This window comes from Synechocystis sp. FACHB-383 (genome assembly GCF_014698605.1).
GTDB lineage: Bacteria > Cyanobacteriota > Cyanobacteriia > Cyanobacteriales > Microcystaceae > Synechocystis > Synechocystis salina.
This window is the reverse complement of sequence record NZ_JACJTJ010000060.1, coordinates 13,184-30,685: the sequence shown is the minus strand read 5'-3', so window position 1 is coordinate 30,685 and position 17,502 is coordinate 13,184. Positions and strand designations below refer to the sequence as shown.

Genomic DNA, 17,502 nt, shown 5'->3' with positions numbered 1-17,502 from the left:
GGTGCTCAATGGTCTCCCAAGAATGTTAACCGAATGCTACGCCTACGCTGTGCCTATCTTAATCACGCCTTCTCTATGAGTATTTATGCTTGCTGACAAACTGGGATGCTCCCAGTTTTAGAGCCTGACATTGCCAAGGTTTTTAAAACTTCAGATGCAGTAAATAAAGCACTAAGGGCTATATTATCTGCGATTCCTCAGTAACGGTTTGTTAAGGCCGATCGCCGTTGGAGTTTTGTTGAGTAAGCTAATGGGTATCGGTTCTCGATTGAAATTTCTATGTCGGACTTGAAGATCTGGGTGGCAAACTTGGACATAAAGTACATAATTGGCCACCAGTCAGAGGGGATTAGTCATGTGGCATTACGGGATATCTCGTTTGAGGTGAAGCGGGGGGATTAGTTGGCATTATTGGCCGCAATGGGGCAGGGAAGCCCGCTTTATTAAAGATTTTGAGTCGGATTACGGAGCCGATAATGGGGTTTCATCCTGAGTTGACGGGGCTAGGCTATATTGATCGGATAATTAGCGTATAGTTAGGGTGTCGGATTAGGGGAAGAATTATGAAAAATACAATTGTTATTGAGGTGACTCAGGAAGAAGACGGTGGCTTTATTGCTGAAGGCTTAACGGAGAATATTTTCACGCAAGCAGATACTTGGGATGAACTCAAAGAGAATGTCATAGAAGCGGTTAAGGGTTACTATTTTGATCAGCCATCAATGCCAAATATAAAACTGCACTTAATTAAAGATGAGTTGTTGGTAATTAGCTGAAAATCCCTCGTAATCTTAGGGGCAAAACTTTGGCTGAAGTTCTTTGTCGTCATTGGGGCTACGAAGTTGTTCATCAACAGGGAAGTCATATTATTTTAGATACTCAAAGTCCATCTCATCAAAGAATCAGTATTCCGAACCATAGTCCTCTCCGAATAGGAACGCTTAATAATATTTTGAGATCGGTTTCTGGGCATAATCAAGTGAGTAAGCAGGATATTTTGGACACTCTTTGACGTTTTTTTCGATTAAATGTGAAGAATATAGTAGAAACTGTTAACCCTTGGGGGAGGATTGGGTAAGCTGGAGGGGTGTTGATTTTCGGTTAGGGCTTCTATGTCGGACGTGATGATCCGGGTGGAAAATTTGGGTAAGAAGTACATGATTGGCCACCAAGCAGAAGGGCGGTCTAATTATGTGGCCTTGCGGGATGTGCTGGCGGATGGTGCTAAGTCTCTGGTGAAGCAGTTTACGGGGCGGGGCAAAGGCGATCGCCAGACTAAGGAGGAGTTTTGGGCGTTGAAGGATGTGTCCTTTGAGGTGAAGCGAGGGGAATGCGTTGGCATCATTGGCCGCAATGGGGCAGGTAAATCTACTCTCCTGAAAATTTTGAGTCGGATTACGGAGCCTACTACGGGAAGGGTTGAACTCCATGGCCGGGTGGCGAGTTTGTTGGAGGTGGGAACTGGCTTCCATCCTGAGCTGACGGGACGGGAAAATATTTATCTGAATGGGGCAATCCTGGGGATGACACGGGCGGAAATCAAGAAGAAGTTTGATGAGATTGTGGATTTTGCGGAGGTGGAAAGATTCCTTGATACGCCAGTAAAACGCTATTCGTCGGGGATGTATGTGCGCTTGGCGTTTGCGGTGGCGGCCCATTTGGAGCCGGAAATTTTGGTGGTGGATGAGGTGCTGGCGGTGGGGGATGCGGCGTTTCAGAAAAAGTGTTTGGGGAAGATGGGGGATGTGGCGGAAAAGGAGGGGAGGACGGTTTTATTTGTTAGTCATAATATGACTGCAATTCAAATGCTATGCCAGTTAGGATTATTTTTAAATAAGGGAGAAACACTAGGAACTGAAGAAGTGAAAGATTCAATTTCTCGTTATAGCTTGCAAACTATCAATAATCATTCAATTTCTTTTCCTATTCAAAGAGATGAAGTCATTGTTCATGATTTTCAAGTATCACAAAATGGTTTTTCATCGCTTGAGTATGACGGTGGAGAGCCGATAGATATTAAAATTGATTTTGAGTTAGATCGAGATTTAACTTTGTTTCGGATTGGGATTTTTCTTAAAACAGTTTTAGGAGACATTGTATTCCGCTCCTTGTTAGCTGATTGGAATGAAAAGATGGAGTTTATTGCTAAGGGTCGATATTTGTGTTTTGGAAAAATTCCTAAGAAGTTTATAACAGCCGGAAATTATATTTTGGAGTTACATTCTAGTCGTTATGGTATCAAGGATTATAATTTTGGGGATTTTGTGCATTTTCAATTGGTTGTTAAATCACCCATCGATTTTAATCCTGAGCATATCGGAGAAAGAAGTTTTGGGATTGTATTAGTTGATTGTCAATGGAGTTTGACTTGAAATCATGATAAAGGTAAAAGTCACGACTCAGCACCCTAATTGGCCTCTATTACGTCAAACGCCAAATTCATCGGGAATATGGAAAGATTATCAGTTTTTTATTAATCAAGATATTAATGAGTGTGACTATTGGATAGTTTGTGATGGGCTTTTAAAAGAAGAAACTGTAAGGTGTCCTTATGAAAATACTATTCTAGTAACATGGGAACCACCAACTATCAAGACATATTCTCAAAAATTCATTGATCAATTTGCCACAGTTGTTACCTGTCAAAAAGATATCAAACATCCTAACATCATCTATTCACAACAAGCTCATCCTTGGTTTGTGAATAAAACTTATGACGAATTAAAAAAGACCAGAGAAATTCAAAAAGCCAAGTTATTGTCAATTGTGACATCAGATAAAATTTTCACTGAAGGGCATAAAAAACGTTATAATTTTGCAATTAAATTAGAAGAACATTTCGGTGATAAAATCGATTTATTTGGGCGTGGAATTAGAGATTTTGATGACAAGTGGGAGGTTCTTGCTCCTTATAAATATTCTATTGCAATCGAAAATTTAAATTATCAAGATTGGTTAACTGAAAAATTGCCTGATTGTTTTTTAGCTTTAACCTTTCCTTTTTATTATGGATGTCCTAATGTCATAAACTATTTTGAGCCGAATTCATTTGTCAACATCGATATTGAGAATATTTCTAATTCCATTAGATTAATTGAAAAAGTGATTACTGATCCATCTCATTATTCTTCAAGTTTGGGCTTTTTAGAAAAAGAAAAAGAAAAATATCTTGATAAACGCAGTTTCTTCCCGTTATGTGTTGATATAGTCAGTGAACTGCCGAGCAAGTCATCAAAATCATCGTTAAAAATCATTCCAGAATCTGAATTACAGTCATCTAAAATCGACTTAATTTATAAAAAGATACTAAAAATAACCAAAAAAGTTCTTCCCTCCTGAGTTTATTGTTTAGATAATTTTCAAAAAATCATGCAAATAGATTTATTCTTTAGAAAACTTCTAGAAAAAATTGCTCTTTATTTAAATAAGGGTGCAAAATATATATATTGCTTTCCCCAAGAAAAAAGAGTAGTTGATTGGTTTGCGGTTCAGGGTGATAAGACACTAAGACTAAATTATGATTTAAACGAATTCTCAATAGTATTTGATTTGGGTGGTTTTGAAGGTCAATGGACTAGTGATATTTTTTCAATGTATTGTTGTAAGATTCATGTTTTTGAGCCAGTTAAAACTTTTGCAGATAAAATAGAAAAAAGGTTTATTAAAAACACAAAAATTATTGTTCACCAATTTGGACTATCTAATGTTAATAAAGAAACAGAAATTTTTATTGATGCAGATAGTTCTTCTGCTTTTAAAGGTAAAATATCGAGTGAGGATATAGAAGATATAAATTTAGTTAAAGCAATAGATTTTATCAAAAATCATAATATTAAATATATTGATCTAATAAAGATTAATATAGAAGGAGGCGAGTATGATCTTTTAGAACATTTAATTGAATCTGGATTTATTCAAAATATCAATAATATCCAAGTTCAATTTCATGATTTTATGCCTGATGCAGTGATGAAAATGGCCAACATTCAAGAAGAATTAAGTAAAACTCATTTCTTGACTTATCAATATCCTTTTGTTTGGGAAAATTGGAAAAAAAATGATTGTAAAAGTCCAAGGTAAATTTTTATTAACTGGAGTATCAGGCATGGTTGGTTCCGCTATAAAAAAGTGGTTACCTAATAAGAATCTCTTAACTCCAAAAAAGGATGAGCTAGATTTATGCGACCGCCAACAGGTTGATGCTTATTTTGATCAATATCGTCCCGAATACGTATTTATGATTGGGGCAAAAGTTGGTGGAATTATTGCGAATAAAGCTGATCCTGTTGGATTTTTGAGTGAAAATGCGAGAATGCAGCTTAATTTATTTGAAGCTTGTCATAAGTATGGAACCAAGAAAAATTTGTTTTTGGGGAGTTCCTGCATTTATCCGCGAGAATGTCCGCAACCGATGAAAGAAGAGTATTTACTAAGTGGTGTACTTGAACCAACTAATGAAGGCTATGCAATCGCTAAAATTATGGGATTAAAGCTAGCTCAATACTATTATGAACAGTATGGAATGTTAACAGTCTGCCCCATGCCTTGCAATATTTATGGCACAAACGATCATTTTGATTTTGAGCGATCGCACGTTCTTTCTGCATTAGTCAGACGATTTGTTGATGCAACCGATGAAAATCAACCTTCCGTGACTTTATGGGGGACAGGTTCAGCTAAGCGAGAATTTATCCATGTTGATGATGTCGCTAAAGCATTACTATTTTTGATGGAATACTGCAACAGTTCGGATATTATTAACCTTGGCACGGGCACAGATATTTCGATCAAAGACTTAGCAAACCAAATTGCCCAAGAAGTCGGTTATCAAGGCGAAATTGTTTGGGATATATCCAAGCCTGATGGTATGCCCCGTAAGTGTCTAGATATTTCTCGATTAACTGAAATGGGCTTTGAGCCTAACATTAATCTTCAGGAAGGAATTAAGCGTACAATTTCCGAATATCGTCAGTTAAAAATAGAAGGTAAAATCAAATGACACTTAACAATGAAAGCACTAAAAAATTAACTGGGGCGATTGAGTTATTACTTGAATCTTCTAGTCGTATCAATGAAGCAAAGCCTAGGCGCTATTGGTACCCCTTAAGCTTGGCGACCTATGGCGTTGAAGAAATCATTGAAGCACTTGATTCTCTTTGCAGTTTTAGAACGACAATGTGGGAAAAAACCCTTCAATTTGAGCGGCAATTCGCGGTCTATCAAAATTGTAGTGATAGCGTGATGGTGAATAGCGGATCATCTGCAGATTTATTAATGTGTTTTCTGCTCACTAATCCAGTCCAACCCTTATTAAATTTGGGTGATGAAATCTTAGTTCCTATTGTTACGTGGCCGACGCAAATCTGGTCAGCAATGATGGCGGGACTTAAAGTTCGTTTTGTTGATGTTAATCCTACTACCTTAAATATAGATATTGAAGATTTAGAAAGGAAGATTACACCATCTACTAAAGCAATTTTTCTGGTTCATCTTATGGGTAATCCGTGTGACATGGATCAGGTTATGGCGATCGCCAAGAAATATGATTTACATATTATTGAAGATTGCTGTGAAGCACTGGGGGCAGAATGGAATGGCACTAAAGTCGGTAACTTTGGACTAGCAGGAAGTTATTCCTTTTTCTTCTCCCATCACATGACCACAATGGAAGGTGGTATGGTTGCTTGTGCTAACCATGAAATTACAGAGCAACTCAAAATTTTAAGGGCTCATGGTTGGGTAAGAAATGTTGATCCGACCCTGTATGATCTCACTAATTATGACGTTGACCCTCGCTATGCCTTTGTTAATTGGGGTTTTAATGTTCGTCCCACTGATGTCCAAGCCAGTTTTGGTTTACACCAACTACAAAAACTCCCAGGATTCAATAAGCGCCGTATTGAACTTGCCAATAAATTTTTTGATTTTATAGATAATCAACCATGGTTATCACGACCAAAATCAGATCCTAAAGCATCTCCATCTTGGTTTGCGCTTCCCCTATTAGTAGCTACTGATGCACCCTTTAGCCGCAAAGAAATCACTAATTATCTAGAAATAAAAGGAGTCGAAACCCGTCCTCTTGTTGCTGGAAATATTGCGAAACATCCCGTGGCAAAAATATTTTCTGAATTTAACGTCAATACATATCCTGGTGCAGATATAATTCACCAACAGGGTTTTTATTTAGGTTTGTCCCCTTTCCATACCGATCAAGATATAGATAAACTTATCGACTGTATGGAGACCTTCATTTTTAAATTTAACTAAATATTCATGATTATCGTTAGACTAATTGGTGGACTTGGAAATCAAATGTTTCAATATGCAGCGGCCAGACGTTTAGCTGAGAAACATTCAACCATATTAAAGCTTGATATTTTTGGTTTTGAGCAATATAAATTACATCGGTACAGTTTGCACTGTTTCCATATTTGGGAATACCTAGCCACCCATAATGAAATCAAATATATTTGTAAAGAAAATAATTTTTTTCGGAAGATTAAGAAGAAACTATCATCAAAATCCAGTTTTTTTGTATATCAAAATCAGAATCTTCTAACGGAAAAGTTTTTTCATTTTGATCCCGAAATACTGGATGCTTCTAATGATGTTTTTTTAGATGGCTATTGGCAATCCGAAAAATATTTTGCAGATATTACAAATATTTTACAGCGGGAGTTTGTGGTCAAGTATCAACAAGATCCAATTAGCGCCAAGTTTGCTGAACAAATTCAAACTGCCGAATCTGTATCACTTCATGTTCGTCGTACCGACTATGTGAATGATTCCCTAACCAATCAAATTCACGGAACTTGTAATCAAGAATATTATACTCAGGCTGTTCAATACATTGGCGATCGTGTACCGAGTCCTCACTTCTTTATCTTTTCTGACGAACCAGAATGGGCTAAGCATAATCTTAATTTAGGCTACCCTATAACCATCGTTGATTGTAATAATGCATCTCGCAATTATGAAGATTTACGATTAATGAGTCTGTGTAAACATAATATAATTGCCAATAGTAGCTTTAGTTGGTGGGGAGCATGGTTAAATCGAAAGCACTATAAAATAGTTATTGCTCCTAAGCATTGGTTTAATGATCCAAGTAGGAATAGCAAGGATTTAATTCCTGAATCTTGGATAAAAATATAAGAACATGCAACAAAATCAAACACCAAAAGTTACCGTTTTAATGCCTGTCTATAATGGAGAAAAATATCTTCGAGAAGCAATCGATAGTATTCTTCATCAGACTTTTATTGATTTTGAGTTTTTGATTATTGATGACGGCTCAACTGATAATAGTATAGAGATTATAAAATCTTATAAAGATAATCGCATTATTCTTATCAAAAATAATTATAATCAAGGCCTAGTTTATAGTCTTAACAGAGGTTTAAATTTAGCTAGAGGAATATATATTGCCCGCATGGATTGTGATGATATTAGCTTACCTGAGCGATTTAAAAAGCAAGTTGATTTTCTGGACAAAAATCCTGAAATAGGATTACTTGGAACCTGGGTAAAAGTTATAGATAAAAATAAATTATGTCAAGCCTATTGGCAATATCCTATTGAAGATATGAGTATTAAATGGAGTCTTTGTTTTTGCTGCCCTTTTGCCCATCCCAGTGTAATGTATCGAAAAAAAATAATTCTTAATCAAGGTGGTTATTCGAAAATATTAAGTGACTCAGAGGATTATGATTTATGGAGTAAATTAAGTAAAGTAACACAAATGCATAATTTACCTGAAATTGCATTATTTTATAGACAGCATGCCTCCAATATAACTAAAACTCAAAATTCTCAAAGACAATCTGCTTCTACTCAAATCATAAAAAAAAATATCAATGAGATTTTAAATAGAGATATTGGTTATGAGCTAGCTTATTTTCTACTTTTTAGAAACACTCAAAACTATGAAAAAGCCCAAAAAACAGCATCAATCATTTATGAAATTTACTATGTATTCAAAAAAATAAATAACAATAATAATACTTTTTTGATTTACTTGAATACCGAAACAGCAATCAAAATTTTTTCTTTTCTTCGCCCTTATCTATTTCGTTACCAATCATGGCCTTTACTGATAAAATCCCTTGCTCTTGACCCTCTTTTTATACTTAGAATACTACAAAGAAAAATTAAGCAGAGTTTTAAATGCTAAATTTTTTTCAGGTAATGCCTAGATATGTACCGCCCAGGGATTGTTTTGCATAACGTTGTTATGTTAATTCTTAATTTGGATGTATTTAATATTGAACTTTTTTGCACAGGGTTCAAATTTTGAGGATTAATTGATTTAGAGTCTAAAATTTATTATTTATGTAAAATATCATTAATTCGTATATGCATACCCAATTTTTTTCAAAATACAATCGCAAGACTCAACTACTTTCAGGACTAAGCAAAAGTGATTCCATTATCGAAATTGGTCCCCTACATAATGCCATTGCTCCAAAAAGAGAAGGCTGGAAGACGACTATTGTAGACCACGATTCTCGAACCGGATTGGTCAAAAAGTATATTAATGATACGGCTGTTGACACTAATCTCATTGAAGAAGTTGATGTTATCTGGCAACAGGGTTCATTAGCAGAAGCGTTTCTAGATTCCCAGTGTCATACATTCCAAGCTATCATTGCCAGCCATGTGATTGAGCACATACCAGACTTTATTAGCTTTTTTCAGTCTGCTCAACATTTACTCAATCCAGACAGTGGCGTTCTAGTCCTGGCAGTTCCAGATAAACGGTTTTGCTTTGACGCATTTCGTCCTGTAAGTACAACTGGAAGAATACTAGAAGCCCATGCTCACGCAATCCAACGGCATTCTCAGGCAGCACTCTTTGACTATTTAGCTTATTCTGTTCACGCTGATAATCGCTGTGCTTGGGGAAGAGAAACACCTTCTAAGCTTAGTTTTCATTCTAATATTGAAACGGCATTGGATACATTTAAAACATGGAATGATGATCCATCAGCCTCATATATTGATTGCCATGGTTGGCAGTTCACACCAGCGAGTTTTCAGCTACTCATTATGGAATTAGGTGAATTAGGTTTGATTGACTGGCGAATTGACTGGATAAAGCCACGGCCATCTACTGATTTTTTAGCACATTTACGTCCAGGTTATACTAAGCACCCTACCCATGAATTACGAGAAAAATTCCGTCTTCAACTACAACTTGAAATTATGCGTGAACTGCGGGAGCAGGCTAATTGGTTACTTGGCAATATTGGGTTTTGGTTCCACTTGAGACAAACTTTTAGTCCATTCAGGTTGGCATATAAAGCCAAAAATATTTTACAAAATCTTAAAAATCCCTAAATCAAAAACGATTAAAACTTTCCATGTCTACTATCATCAATCAAAAACATATAAACAATAAGCCCCTAAACATTCTTTTTTTTACTACCACATCAGCTTATACAGGCTCAGAAATTGTTCTAAGTAATATTATTCATAATATTAACTCTTCAAATATTAAGTCTGTTGCGTGGATTTCATATTTCAAAGGCGAGCTTATAGAAAAGAACAGAAAAACTCACATTCCTCACTTGGTCATATATGAAAGTGTAAGATCTATTTGGTTTTGGGCATTATTGATTCCTTCAATTTTTAAAAATAAACGCTACTTTTCGTCTCTTAAATCCCTGTATTCTCTATATATTAATATCTCTCTAGATTATGCCCATAAGAAATTTAAATCAGATATCTGGTATATCAACACAATTTTGCAAAAAGAAACTTTAAAATATGCCTATAATCATCAAATTCCCTGTATTGTTCATGCTCACGAACTTGAGCAAATGTTACCAGGATTAAATAAACAAGAATCTGAAATATTGGTTAACTATCCTCAGTTAATCATTGCTTGTTCCCATACTGCCGCTCAAACATTACAAATATTAGGTAGAAGTGAAAATATTGAAATTTGTTATCCAACTATAGATACCCAAAAAATCGATGATATAAAATTCTATCCTGAAGTAAGACGCCAAATCTTAGGAATATCACCTCAAAGTTTTGTTTGGTGTATGTCAGGAACTCTGGATCAAAATAAAAATCCTATTAAATTTATAGAGATAGCTCAAAAAATACTAAATCAGGGATATGATTGTCATTTTTTATGGCTGGGTAATAACTCTGATTCTGCACTAGATGTTTTCTGTAAAAAATATTCAGAAAAATTAGGCTTAGACAATAAAATCATATGGCTGGGACTACTAAAAAATGATGAATACTATCAATATCTTAATGTTGCAAATGGTTTTGTCCTAACTTCATCTAGAGAATCCTTTTCTATTGTTTCTCTAGAGGCTTTATACCTACAAAAGCCTATTGTTTCATTTGATTGTGGTGGTATCAATGAAATTTTAACTTCTCCCCAGATAGGGAAAATAGTTAAATCCTGGAACACAGATGAAATAGTTGAGGCAATGAAAAATGTTATGGATAATCAATTTAAATTCAATAAAAATTTAGCCAAAGAGATTGCTCAAAAATTTAGTATTGAAAATCAGATGGAACAATGGCAAAAAATTATCGAAAAATACTTTCTAAAAATGAATAACCCTGAAAATAATTATGAATTTTAATGTCGTCGCTTACATAACAGCTTATCAAGACTTACCATCTATTCAAAAATGTATTAAATCACTTAAATTTCAGTCATTTATACCTAAAAATTTATTGATTATTGACAACTCTCAGAAAGCTTTAAGTTTAGATATTCAAATTCCCCATATTATTCAATATTGTCCTGAAAATATTGGTGTTGCAGGAGGTTTAAAACTAGCTACTGAATGGGCAATCGAAAATAACTATGACTTTCTCTGGACATTTGATCAAGATAGTCAGCCTGATCCCAACACCCTTAAAATATTACTCTCAGAATACGAATATCTTAATCAAAAAAATATTCCTGTCGGTATTATTTCTCCCACTATCATTGACTACCAAACCCAAAAAAAACTTCCCAACGGTCTTTTAAAAAAATATAAACTTGAGTGGATACTCCCCGAAATTTCTCCTCCTTTCTTCCATTACTATCGAGAAAAACTCTATCAGTGTGATGTTGTTATTACCTCCGGCTCCCTAATCAACCTTCAAGCAGCCAAAAATATTGCCCTTCCCAACCCTGATTTATTCATTGATGGAGTGGATTGGGAATATTGCCTCAACATGAGAAAACATGGCTATCACATTTGTGTGAGTGAAAAGACCACCATGCAACACAACTTTGGCACTTATTTGACTCATCTTAATAAAAGTCATCCCATTTATATCTATTCCCCTCTCCGTTACTACTACATTAACCGTAACCATACCTACATCGAAACCCGTCTGTCTAATAACCCCTATTACAAAACACTGTCCTACCTCCATCGCATCAAAAGTTTAATCAAAAAAATCGGCAAAATCATCATCTATGAACCAGGTCAAAAACTGATTAAAATCTGGGCATCTTGTCTTGGGTTTTACCATGGCCTCATCGGCAAACTCGGTAAAACTTGGCTACTCTGATCTAACTCCACGCTATATTCACCTACAATAATCAATAATCTCCATTAATTCTCCCCGTTGGATTTCGATGTTGAAACCAATTACTAACGAGTTACTTAATCAGATAACCGTCAGACTCATTGAAGCCCTCAAGCCAGAAAAAATTATCTTATTCGGCTCCCATGCCTATGGAGAACCCAATGAAGATAGTGATATTGATTTACTGGTAATTGTGTCTGATTCTGATGAACCTCGTTATCGGCGATCTCGTCAAGCCCACAAGGTTTTGCGTGGCATTGGCGTGCCTAAAGATATCTTGGTAATGACCCGCGCAGAAGTTGACCGTAAGGCACAAGTAACGACCTCCCTCGTCAATCAAGCATTACTGGAAGGTAAGGTTTTGTATGGATAATCCCAACTATGAAGAAGTTCAGCAATGGTTAATAAAAAGCCAAAGAGATTTAAAAGTTGCTTGGGTGCTTTTTAAAAACGAAGAATCTTTACTTGATGCTGTTGTATACCATTGCTAACAATCTGCTGAGAAATCATTAAAAGCGTATTTGACTTATCAAAATACAGTCTTCAGAAAAACCCATGATTTAGATATCTTGATAGATTTATGCTGTCAGTCTGAGGCTAGTTTTCAAGACCTCAAGGATGCGGGTGATACTCTTACCCCCTACGCAACAGAGTTTCGCTATCCTAGTGACACTATTGAACCGGAGAAAAATGAAGCAGAAGAAGCTTTGAAGATAGCAAGTTTAATACTAAATTTTGTAACTGGATTATTGCCGGACAATTGATGAGAAATCATAAGCATGGATAATGACAATATTTATTATTATTCCCGTATATAATCGAAAACAAACCCCTCTTAAATGTTTGGATATTCTAAAAAGAATAACGATCTAGATAAATACTATGTCGTCGTTGCAAATGATGGATCGTCAAATAGTACAAGTCATAAGAATATCATCATGGCTCACAATGTTTGTGACATTTAAATCACTAAAATTCTTTCAAAAATAGTATTTTCAATTTAGCTCTCCTGCATCGACTTTTACCATGGCCTCATCGGCAAACTCGGTAAAACCTGACTATCTTAGCTCCAAGACATCCACAAAAGAAATTCTATAATCGAGCCAAGTCCATCAGCCAACCCTAAATATGTCACTAGCCCTTTCCCCCCTCACTCTAAAGGACTTCCTGGAACTGCCCAACATTGAAGAATCCCCCGCTTGGGAACTCATCAACCAGGTACCTAGCCAAAAACCGATGCCGACCTTGTATCACAGCCGACTACAAAAACGCCTCGTTGCCAAAATTGATAGCGCTAGCACCACATATGAAGCCCTTCCAGAATTTCGCTGTGTCCTGAGTAGTAACTCTATCGTTCCTGACATTGCCATTACTCGTATCAATCGACTGCTTACTACTAATCAGCCCTTAGAAGGCCCCCCCGATTGGCTGATCGAAATTCTGTTCCCCGACCAAAGAAGCACCAGAATTATTACTAAAATTCAAACCTGCCTAGAAGAGGGAGCCGAATTAGCCTGGTTAATCGATCCCCTCGAAGAAATTATCTTAGTTTTTCAGCCCCATCAACCCCTCATCATTAGCCGAGATGATAGCATTCTCCCTGTTCTTAATGATATTCCCCTAACCTTAAGTGCCCAGGAAATCTTTAACTAGCTCCAGGGCTAATGAGAATCTTCCAACTTGACGGCGATCGCCATTAACATCTTTTAGAATAAGAATAACGAAAACTCAGTGGCAATCCAATGGGGCTAACGAAATGGTAATCTCCGTAGATCGTGAAATTATCTACCCTGACAGTGATGGACAGCCCATGGCTGATAACACCAAGCAATTTCGTTGGATTGTTTTACTGAAAGAAAACTTAGAATGTTTGTTTGCCAACGACCCCCAGGTATTTGTTGCAGGGGATTTACTCTGGTATCCCGTTGAAGGAAGCCCCAATATCCGCGTTGCCCCCGATGTCTTTGTTGTGTTTGGAAGACCCAAGGGAGATAGGGGTTCCTATCGTCAGTGGCAGGAAGATAATATTCCCCCCCAGGTTGTCTTTGAAATATTGTCCCCAGGGAATACCATCAAAGAAATGACGAAAAAGCTCCAATTTTATAGCCGTTATGGCGTAGAAGAATATTATATTTACGATCCAGACTGCCAAGAATTAGTGGGTTTACAACGATCAGCGGATGAACTTACCGTTATTGAAGACATCAACAATTGGCAAAGTCCACTGTTGAGGATTAGCTTCGTGTTAACTCCAGAAGGATTGAATGTCTATTACCCCAATGGACAACCATTTTTAACAACGGTGGAGCTATCCCAACAGGTCGAATCTGAAAAAGAAAGGGCTGAGTTTGAGAAACAACGGGCTGAATCTGAAAAACAAAGAGCCGATCGCCTGGCGGAAAAGTTGCGTTTACTGGGGGTTGACCCCATTGACCATTAAGGGTAGGGCAAGCGGGCTAGGGCTGTGAACAAGGATCGAAAAAAACACCATTTCGGTGTCCAAGGCATCCCCCCAAGCTCTGGCAATTGCCATAAACCCATCACCGCTTTAAATGTATCCCATTGCCCCCGTCGCAACTGCCGCCACGCCCCTGCCAAAATGTATTGATGAAAAAATAATTGTTTACATTGCTCCAATTCCGACCCGCTTAAAAGGTTGAACTTGGCCAGTTCCTCAAATAACCTGAGTAAAATTTCCACCGTCTTTTCATGGAAAGAGGCCATGGTTAAGGCTTGGGCATGCACTCGGTAGGCTACGGTGGCTTCCCGGCAGCAATACACCCCATAGTTGGCAAATAACCGCATCCACATTTCCAGGTCACAGGGTTCCCGCCAGTCTGGGTTAAAGTAACCCACCTCCACAAATAGGTCCCGTCGGATCACCACAGCAGGAAAACGCACCAAGGAAGAATTGGAAAAAAGCTTTATTAATGCATTATGGGGCGGCAAAAATTGATCCTGCTGAAATACTTGCCGTTTCATAATTCGTTCCTGGGCATCCACCACCCAGACCCCAAATAATAAAACTGGGTATTGGTTCCCTAACTCCTGCAACTTATTGACCAGCCGACCCAATCCCTGGGGCAAACAAAAATCATCGTCATGCAGAACCATCACATACTGCCCCGTGGCCCATTGGATAGCACGGTTCCAATTTTGGGCCATGCCCAACGGCTGTTGATGATGTTCGTAGCGCCAAGATCCTGACCAATTCTCCAACACCTCAGCGGCGATCGCCTGGCCCTGGTCAGTGTCGGAATCATCGGTAATGACCACCTCTATGTCAGTACCATCCCCAACGGCGATCGACTCCAAACCCCGCCTTAGCCAAGCAGGGCGGTTATAGGCAGGAATACAAACACTTAATAGAGGCGCTTTAGGCATTATTTTCCTTTCTCCCAGCCCGCCCCATCCATGGCCAAGCCGTTTGAAATTAGGATCGACTAATTATGGGGATTATCCCCTTAGTCCTGGAGCCAGCGGGCCGCATCCTTAGCGTGGTAAGTCAAAATCAAATCTGCCCCGGCCCGTTTAAAGCTGGTCAGGGTTTCCAGAGTTACTTTTTGCTCATCAATCCAACCGTTGAGGGCGGCGGCCTTCACCATGGAATATTCCCCGGAAACGTTATAGGCCGCTACCGGCAGATTGGTCATTTCCTTAATGCGCCAAATAATATCCATATAGGACAAAGCTGGTTTGACCATTACCATATCTGCTCCCTCCAGCAAATCCAGTTCCACTTCCTTCAATGCTTCCCGACTGTTGCCTGGGTCCATTTGGTACGTACGGCGATCGCCAAATTGGGGGGAGGAGTCCGCCGCATCCCGGAAGGGGCCGTAATAGGCCGAAGCATACTTAGCTGCGTAGGAAAGAATGGGAATATTTTGGAAATCATGGTCATCTAACGCTTCCCGAATGGCCTGGACAAAACCATCCATCATCCCTGAGGGAGCAATGATATCCGCCCCGGCATTGGCCTGGGAAACAGCAGTTTTCTTCAACAATTCCAGGGTGGGATCATTCAACACTCGGCCGGTCAAATCCCCGGTTTCCAGATAGCCACAGTGGCCATGATTAGTGTATTCACACAAACAAGTATCAACAATGACCACCAAATCCGGCACCGCTTTTTTCACCGCTTCCGTCGCTTTTTGGACAATGCCACAATCATGCCAAGCCCCCGTGGCATCGGTATCCTTATCTTCAGGAATGCCAAAGAGAATAATGGCGGGAATACCCAAATCCCGTACTTCCTTTGCTTCATCAACAATTTTGTCCACCGATAACTGGTACACCCCCGGCATGGACACCACCTCCTTGGCAATAGCATTACCAGGCACGGCAAACAGGGGATAAATCAAATCATTGACGGTGAGGGTATTTTCCCTGACCATACGGCGGAGGACATCGGTTTGGCGCAGACGACGGGGACGGGTGGTGGGAAACATAATGGTGTTTAAATATTTCGCTTGATGTAGTTTTTTAAAATTTTTAAAGTAAAAGCCTGGCCCTAGCGATCAATTGACGTTGCCAGTTGACTAATTTTTGCCCCCTAAACCGACCCACTAACGCGACCGCAATTCTGGGGGACTTTTCTCTAGTTTCCCCCCACTAGGGGAGACAGGGGGACTTTTAAAACCCTCTCTCAGTTAACTTGAAGATGGGTTAAATCAGCTTGACAAACCGTAGACCGTAGAGGAGACCAAGGGCGACCCCGGTAAAAACAGCAATATAACCAATAAAAATGCCAACACCAGCGGCCATAATTTTGTTCCTCGCTTTGATAAAAACGTTGTAATTGTTTGCTATTGTACGATCCAGCGCCACCGATTGAACCAGCAACTTATGGCCACCACCATCCCCGTTCCCCTGCCCCAGTCCCCCTATCAAGTACAGATTGCGCCGGGGGGCTTGGCGGAAATTGCGAGCTATTTAGCTCCCCTCGGCTTGGGCCAAAAAATTATGGTGGTGTCTAACCCGGAAATTTATGACCACTACGGCGAAGTTGTCATTCAAGCTTTACAAAAGGCGGGTTATGAGGTTTTTCAGCATTTAATGCCGGCTGGGGAAACCCATAAAACCCTGGCCTCCATTAATGAGCTTTACGATGTCGCTTTCCAAGCCAATTTGGAACGCAATTCTACCCTGCTTGCCCTGGGGGGAGGGGTGATTGGTGACATGACCGGCTTTGGGGCGGCCACTTGGCTGCGGGGTATTAATTTTGTCCAGGTGCCCACTTCTTTGCTAGCCATGGTGGATGCTGCCATTGGCGGTAAAACGGGAGTGAACCATCCCCAGGGGAAAAATTTGATTGGTGCTTTCTACCAGCCCCGCTTGGTGTACATTGACCCCACTGTGTTAAAAACCCTGCCGGAACGGGAATTTCGGGCGGGCATGGCGGAGGTGATTAAATACGGGGTGATTTGGGACCCAGAATTGTTTACAGCCTTAGAAAAATCAGATGATTTATCGAGCATCGATCGCCTGACCCCGGCATTGCTAACCCAAATTATCCAACGCTCTTGCCAAGCAAAAGTGGATGTGGTCAGCCAGGACGAGAAGGAAGCGGGGCTGCGGGCCATCCTCAACTATGGCCATACCATTGGCCACGGGGTGGAAAGTTTAACGGGCTACGGGGTGATTAACCATGGGGAGGCGGTGGCCATTGGCATGGAAGCAGCGGCCAAAATTGCCCATTGTCTAGGACTTTGTGACCAGGAGTTAGGCGATCGCCAGCGGCAACTATTGCACAAAACTAAATTACCCACGGAAGTTCCTCCCTCCTTGGCGGTGGAAGATTTGCTGGCGAGTTTACTGCACGACAAAAAAGTCAAAGCCGGTAAGGTGCGCTTCATTCTCCCCACGGCGATCGGGCAGGTGATCATGAGTGATGCGGTTACGGAGGAAGTCATTAAGGCCACTATGCTCTAGTTTCCTTCTGCG

General features: G+C 39.2%; 20 protein-coding genes and 1 pseudogene. 18 read left to right on the top strand and 3 right to left on the bottom strand.

Annotated features, from left to right (window positions below; genetic code table 11):
• Window positions 1-563: 563 nt before the first annotated feature.
• From H6G45_RS18290 to H6G45_RS18215, 17 genes and pseudogenes are all read left to right on the top strand, one after another.
• Complete coding sequence (locus tag H6G45_RS18290; protein ID WP_190599819.1) at window positions 564-776, top strand: 2-phospho-L-lactate guanylyltransferase; 213 nt, start codon at window positions 564-566, stop codon at window positions 774-776.
• Window positions 777-805: 29 nt separating this feature from the next.
• The gene (locus H6G45_RS18285; protein ID WP_242018244.1) at window positions 806-1,012 is read left to right on the top strand and encodes a type II toxin-antitoxin system HicA family toxin; all 207 of its coding nucleotides are present in this window, start codon (window positions 806-808) and stop codon (window positions 1,010-1,012) included.
• Window positions 1,013-1,112: 100 nt separating this feature from the next.
• On the top strand, window positions 1,113-2,372 hold the full coding sequence (locus tag H6G45_RS19925) for an ABC transporter ATP-binding protein (protein ID WP_190599818.1): 1,260 nt from the start codon (window positions 1,113-1,115) through the stop codon (window positions 2,370-2,372).
• A 4-nt stretch (window positions 2,373-2,376) separates the two neighbouring features.
• Window positions 2,377-3,339, top strand: a complete 963-nt coding sequence (locus tag H6G45_RS18275; protein WP_190599817.1) for a glycosyltransferase family 10 — start codon at window positions 2,377-2,379, stop codon at window positions 3,337-3,339.
• A gap of 30 nt (window positions 3,340-3,369) precedes the next feature.
• Entirely contained in the window at window positions 3,370-4,080 is a 711-nt protein-coding gene (locus tag H6G45_RS18270) for an FkbM family methyltransferase (RefSeq protein WP_190599816.1), read from the top strand.
• Window positions 4,058-4,999: a GDP-L-fucose synthase gene (locus tag H6G45_RS18265; RefSeq protein ID WP_190599815.1), complete on the top strand. Its 942-nt coding sequence runs from the start codon at window positions 4,058-4,060 to the stop codon at window positions 4,997-4,999. The genes H6G45_RS18270 and H6G45_RS18265 overlap by 23 nt, the downstream gene beginning before the upstream one ends.
• On the top strand, window positions 4,996-6,270 hold the full coding sequence (locus tag H6G45_RS18260; RefSeq protein ID WP_190599814.1) for a DegT/DnrJ/EryC1/StrS family aminotransferase: 1,275 nt from the start codon (window positions 4,996-4,998) through the stop codon (window positions 6,268-6,270). Before H6G45_RS18265 ends, H6G45_RS18260 begins: the two co-directional genes overlap by 4 nt.
• A 6-nt stretch (window positions 6,271-6,276) precedes the next feature.
• Window positions 6,277-7,158: an alpha-1,2-fucosyltransferase gene (locus tag H6G45_RS18255; protein WP_190599813.1), complete on the top strand. Its 882-nt coding sequence runs from the start codon at window positions 6,277-6,279 to the stop codon at window positions 7,156-7,158.
• A 4-nt stretch (window positions 7,159-7,162) separates the two neighbouring features.
• On the top strand, window positions 7,163-8,176 hold the full coding sequence (locus tag H6G45_RS18250) for a glycosyltransferase (RefSeq protein ID WP_190599812.1): 1,014 nt from the start codon (window positions 7,163-7,165) through the stop codon (window positions 8,174-8,176).
• Between the two features lie 182 nt (window positions 8,177-8,358).
• On the top strand, window positions 8,359-9,342 hold the full coding sequence (locus H6G45_RS18245) for a methyltransferase domain-containing protein (RefSeq protein ID WP_190599811.1): 984 nt from the start codon (window positions 8,359-8,361) through the stop codon (window positions 9,340-9,342).
• A gap of 23 nt (window positions 9,343-9,365) precedes the next feature.
• Window positions 9,366-10,613 (top strand): glycosyltransferase, encoded by a 1,248-nt coding sequence (locus tag H6G45_RS18240; RefSeq protein WP_190599810.1) that lies wholly within the window; start codon window positions 9,366-9,368, stop codon window positions 10,611-10,613.
• Complete coding sequence (locus H6G45_RS18235) at window positions 10,603-11,541, top strand: glycosyltransferase family 2 protein (RefSeq protein ID WP_190599809.1); 939 nt, start codon at window positions 10,603-10,605, stop codon at window positions 11,539-11,541. Before H6G45_RS18240 ends, H6G45_RS18235 begins: the two co-directional genes overlap by 11 nt.
• Window positions 11,542-11,608: 67 nt before the next feature.
• Window positions 11,609-11,932: a nucleotidyltransferase domain-containing protein gene (locus H6G45_RS18230; protein ID WP_190599808.1), complete on the top strand. Its 324-nt coding sequence runs from the start codon at window positions 11,609-11,611 to the stop codon at window positions 11,930-11,932.
• A complete protein-coding gene (locus tag H6G45_RS19920; RefSeq protein WP_277922741.1) occupies window positions 11,925-12,050 on the top strand; it encodes a hypothetical protein in 126 nt (41 codons plus the stop codon). The genes H6G45_RS18230 and H6G45_RS19920 overlap by 8 nt, the downstream gene beginning before the upstream one ends.
• A 12-nt stretch (window positions 12,051-12,062) precedes the next feature.
• Window positions 12,063-12,323, top strand: a pseudogene (locus H6G45_RS19330) (HEPN domain-containing protein); the annotation flags it as partial.
• A 364-nt stretch (window positions 12,324-12,687) separates the two neighbouring features.
• The gene (locus H6G45_RS18220) at window positions 12,688-13,212 is read left to right on the top strand and encodes a Uma2 family endonuclease (protein WP_190599807.1); all 525 of its coding nucleotides are present in this window, start codon (window positions 12,688-12,690) and stop codon (window positions 13,210-13,212) included.
• A 103-nt stretch (window positions 13,213-13,315) separates the two neighbouring features.
• On the top strand, window positions 13,316-13,999 hold the full coding sequence (locus H6G45_RS18215) for a Uma2 family endonuclease (protein WP_190599806.1): 684 nt from the start codon (window positions 13,316-13,318) through the stop codon (window positions 13,997-13,999).
• On the opposite strand, the gene H6G45_RS18210 is transcribed toward H6G45_RS18215, so the two are convergent.
• The 3 genes from H6G45_RS18210 to H6G45_RS18200 all read right to left on the bottom strand — a co-directional run bounded on the left by H6G45_RS18210 (window position 13,996) and on the right by H6G45_RS18200 (window position 16,323).
• Entirely contained in the window at window positions 13,996-14,943 is a 948-nt protein-coding gene (locus H6G45_RS18210) for a glycosyltransferase family 2 protein (RefSeq protein ID WP_190599805.1), read from the bottom strand. The two genes, H6G45_RS18215 and H6G45_RS18210, sit on opposite strands and share 4 nt — an antisense overlap.
• An 80-nt stretch (window positions 14,944-15,023) precedes the next feature.
• Window positions 15,024-16,007, bottom strand: a complete 984-nt coding sequence (hemB, locus tag H6G45_RS18205) for a porphobilinogen synthase (RefSeq protein WP_190599804.1) — start codon at window positions 16,005-16,007, stop codon at window positions 15,024-15,026.
• Window positions 16,008-16,224: 217 nt separating this feature from the next.
• The gene (locus tag H6G45_RS18200; protein WP_190599803.1) at window positions 16,225-16,323 is read right to left on the bottom strand and encodes a cytochrome B6; all 99 of its coding nucleotides are present in this window, start codon (window positions 16,321-16,323) and stop codon (window positions 16,225-16,227) included.
• 81 nt (window positions 16,324-16,404) lie between these two features.
• Here H6G45_RS18200 and aroB point away from each other — a divergent pair, with 81 nt between their 5' ends.
• Entirely contained in the window at window positions 16,405-17,490 is a 1,086-nt protein-coding gene (aroB, locus tag H6G45_RS18195; RefSeq protein ID WP_190599802.1) for a 3-dehydroquinate synthase, read from the top strand.
• Window positions 17,491-17,502: the final 12 nt, after the last annotated feature.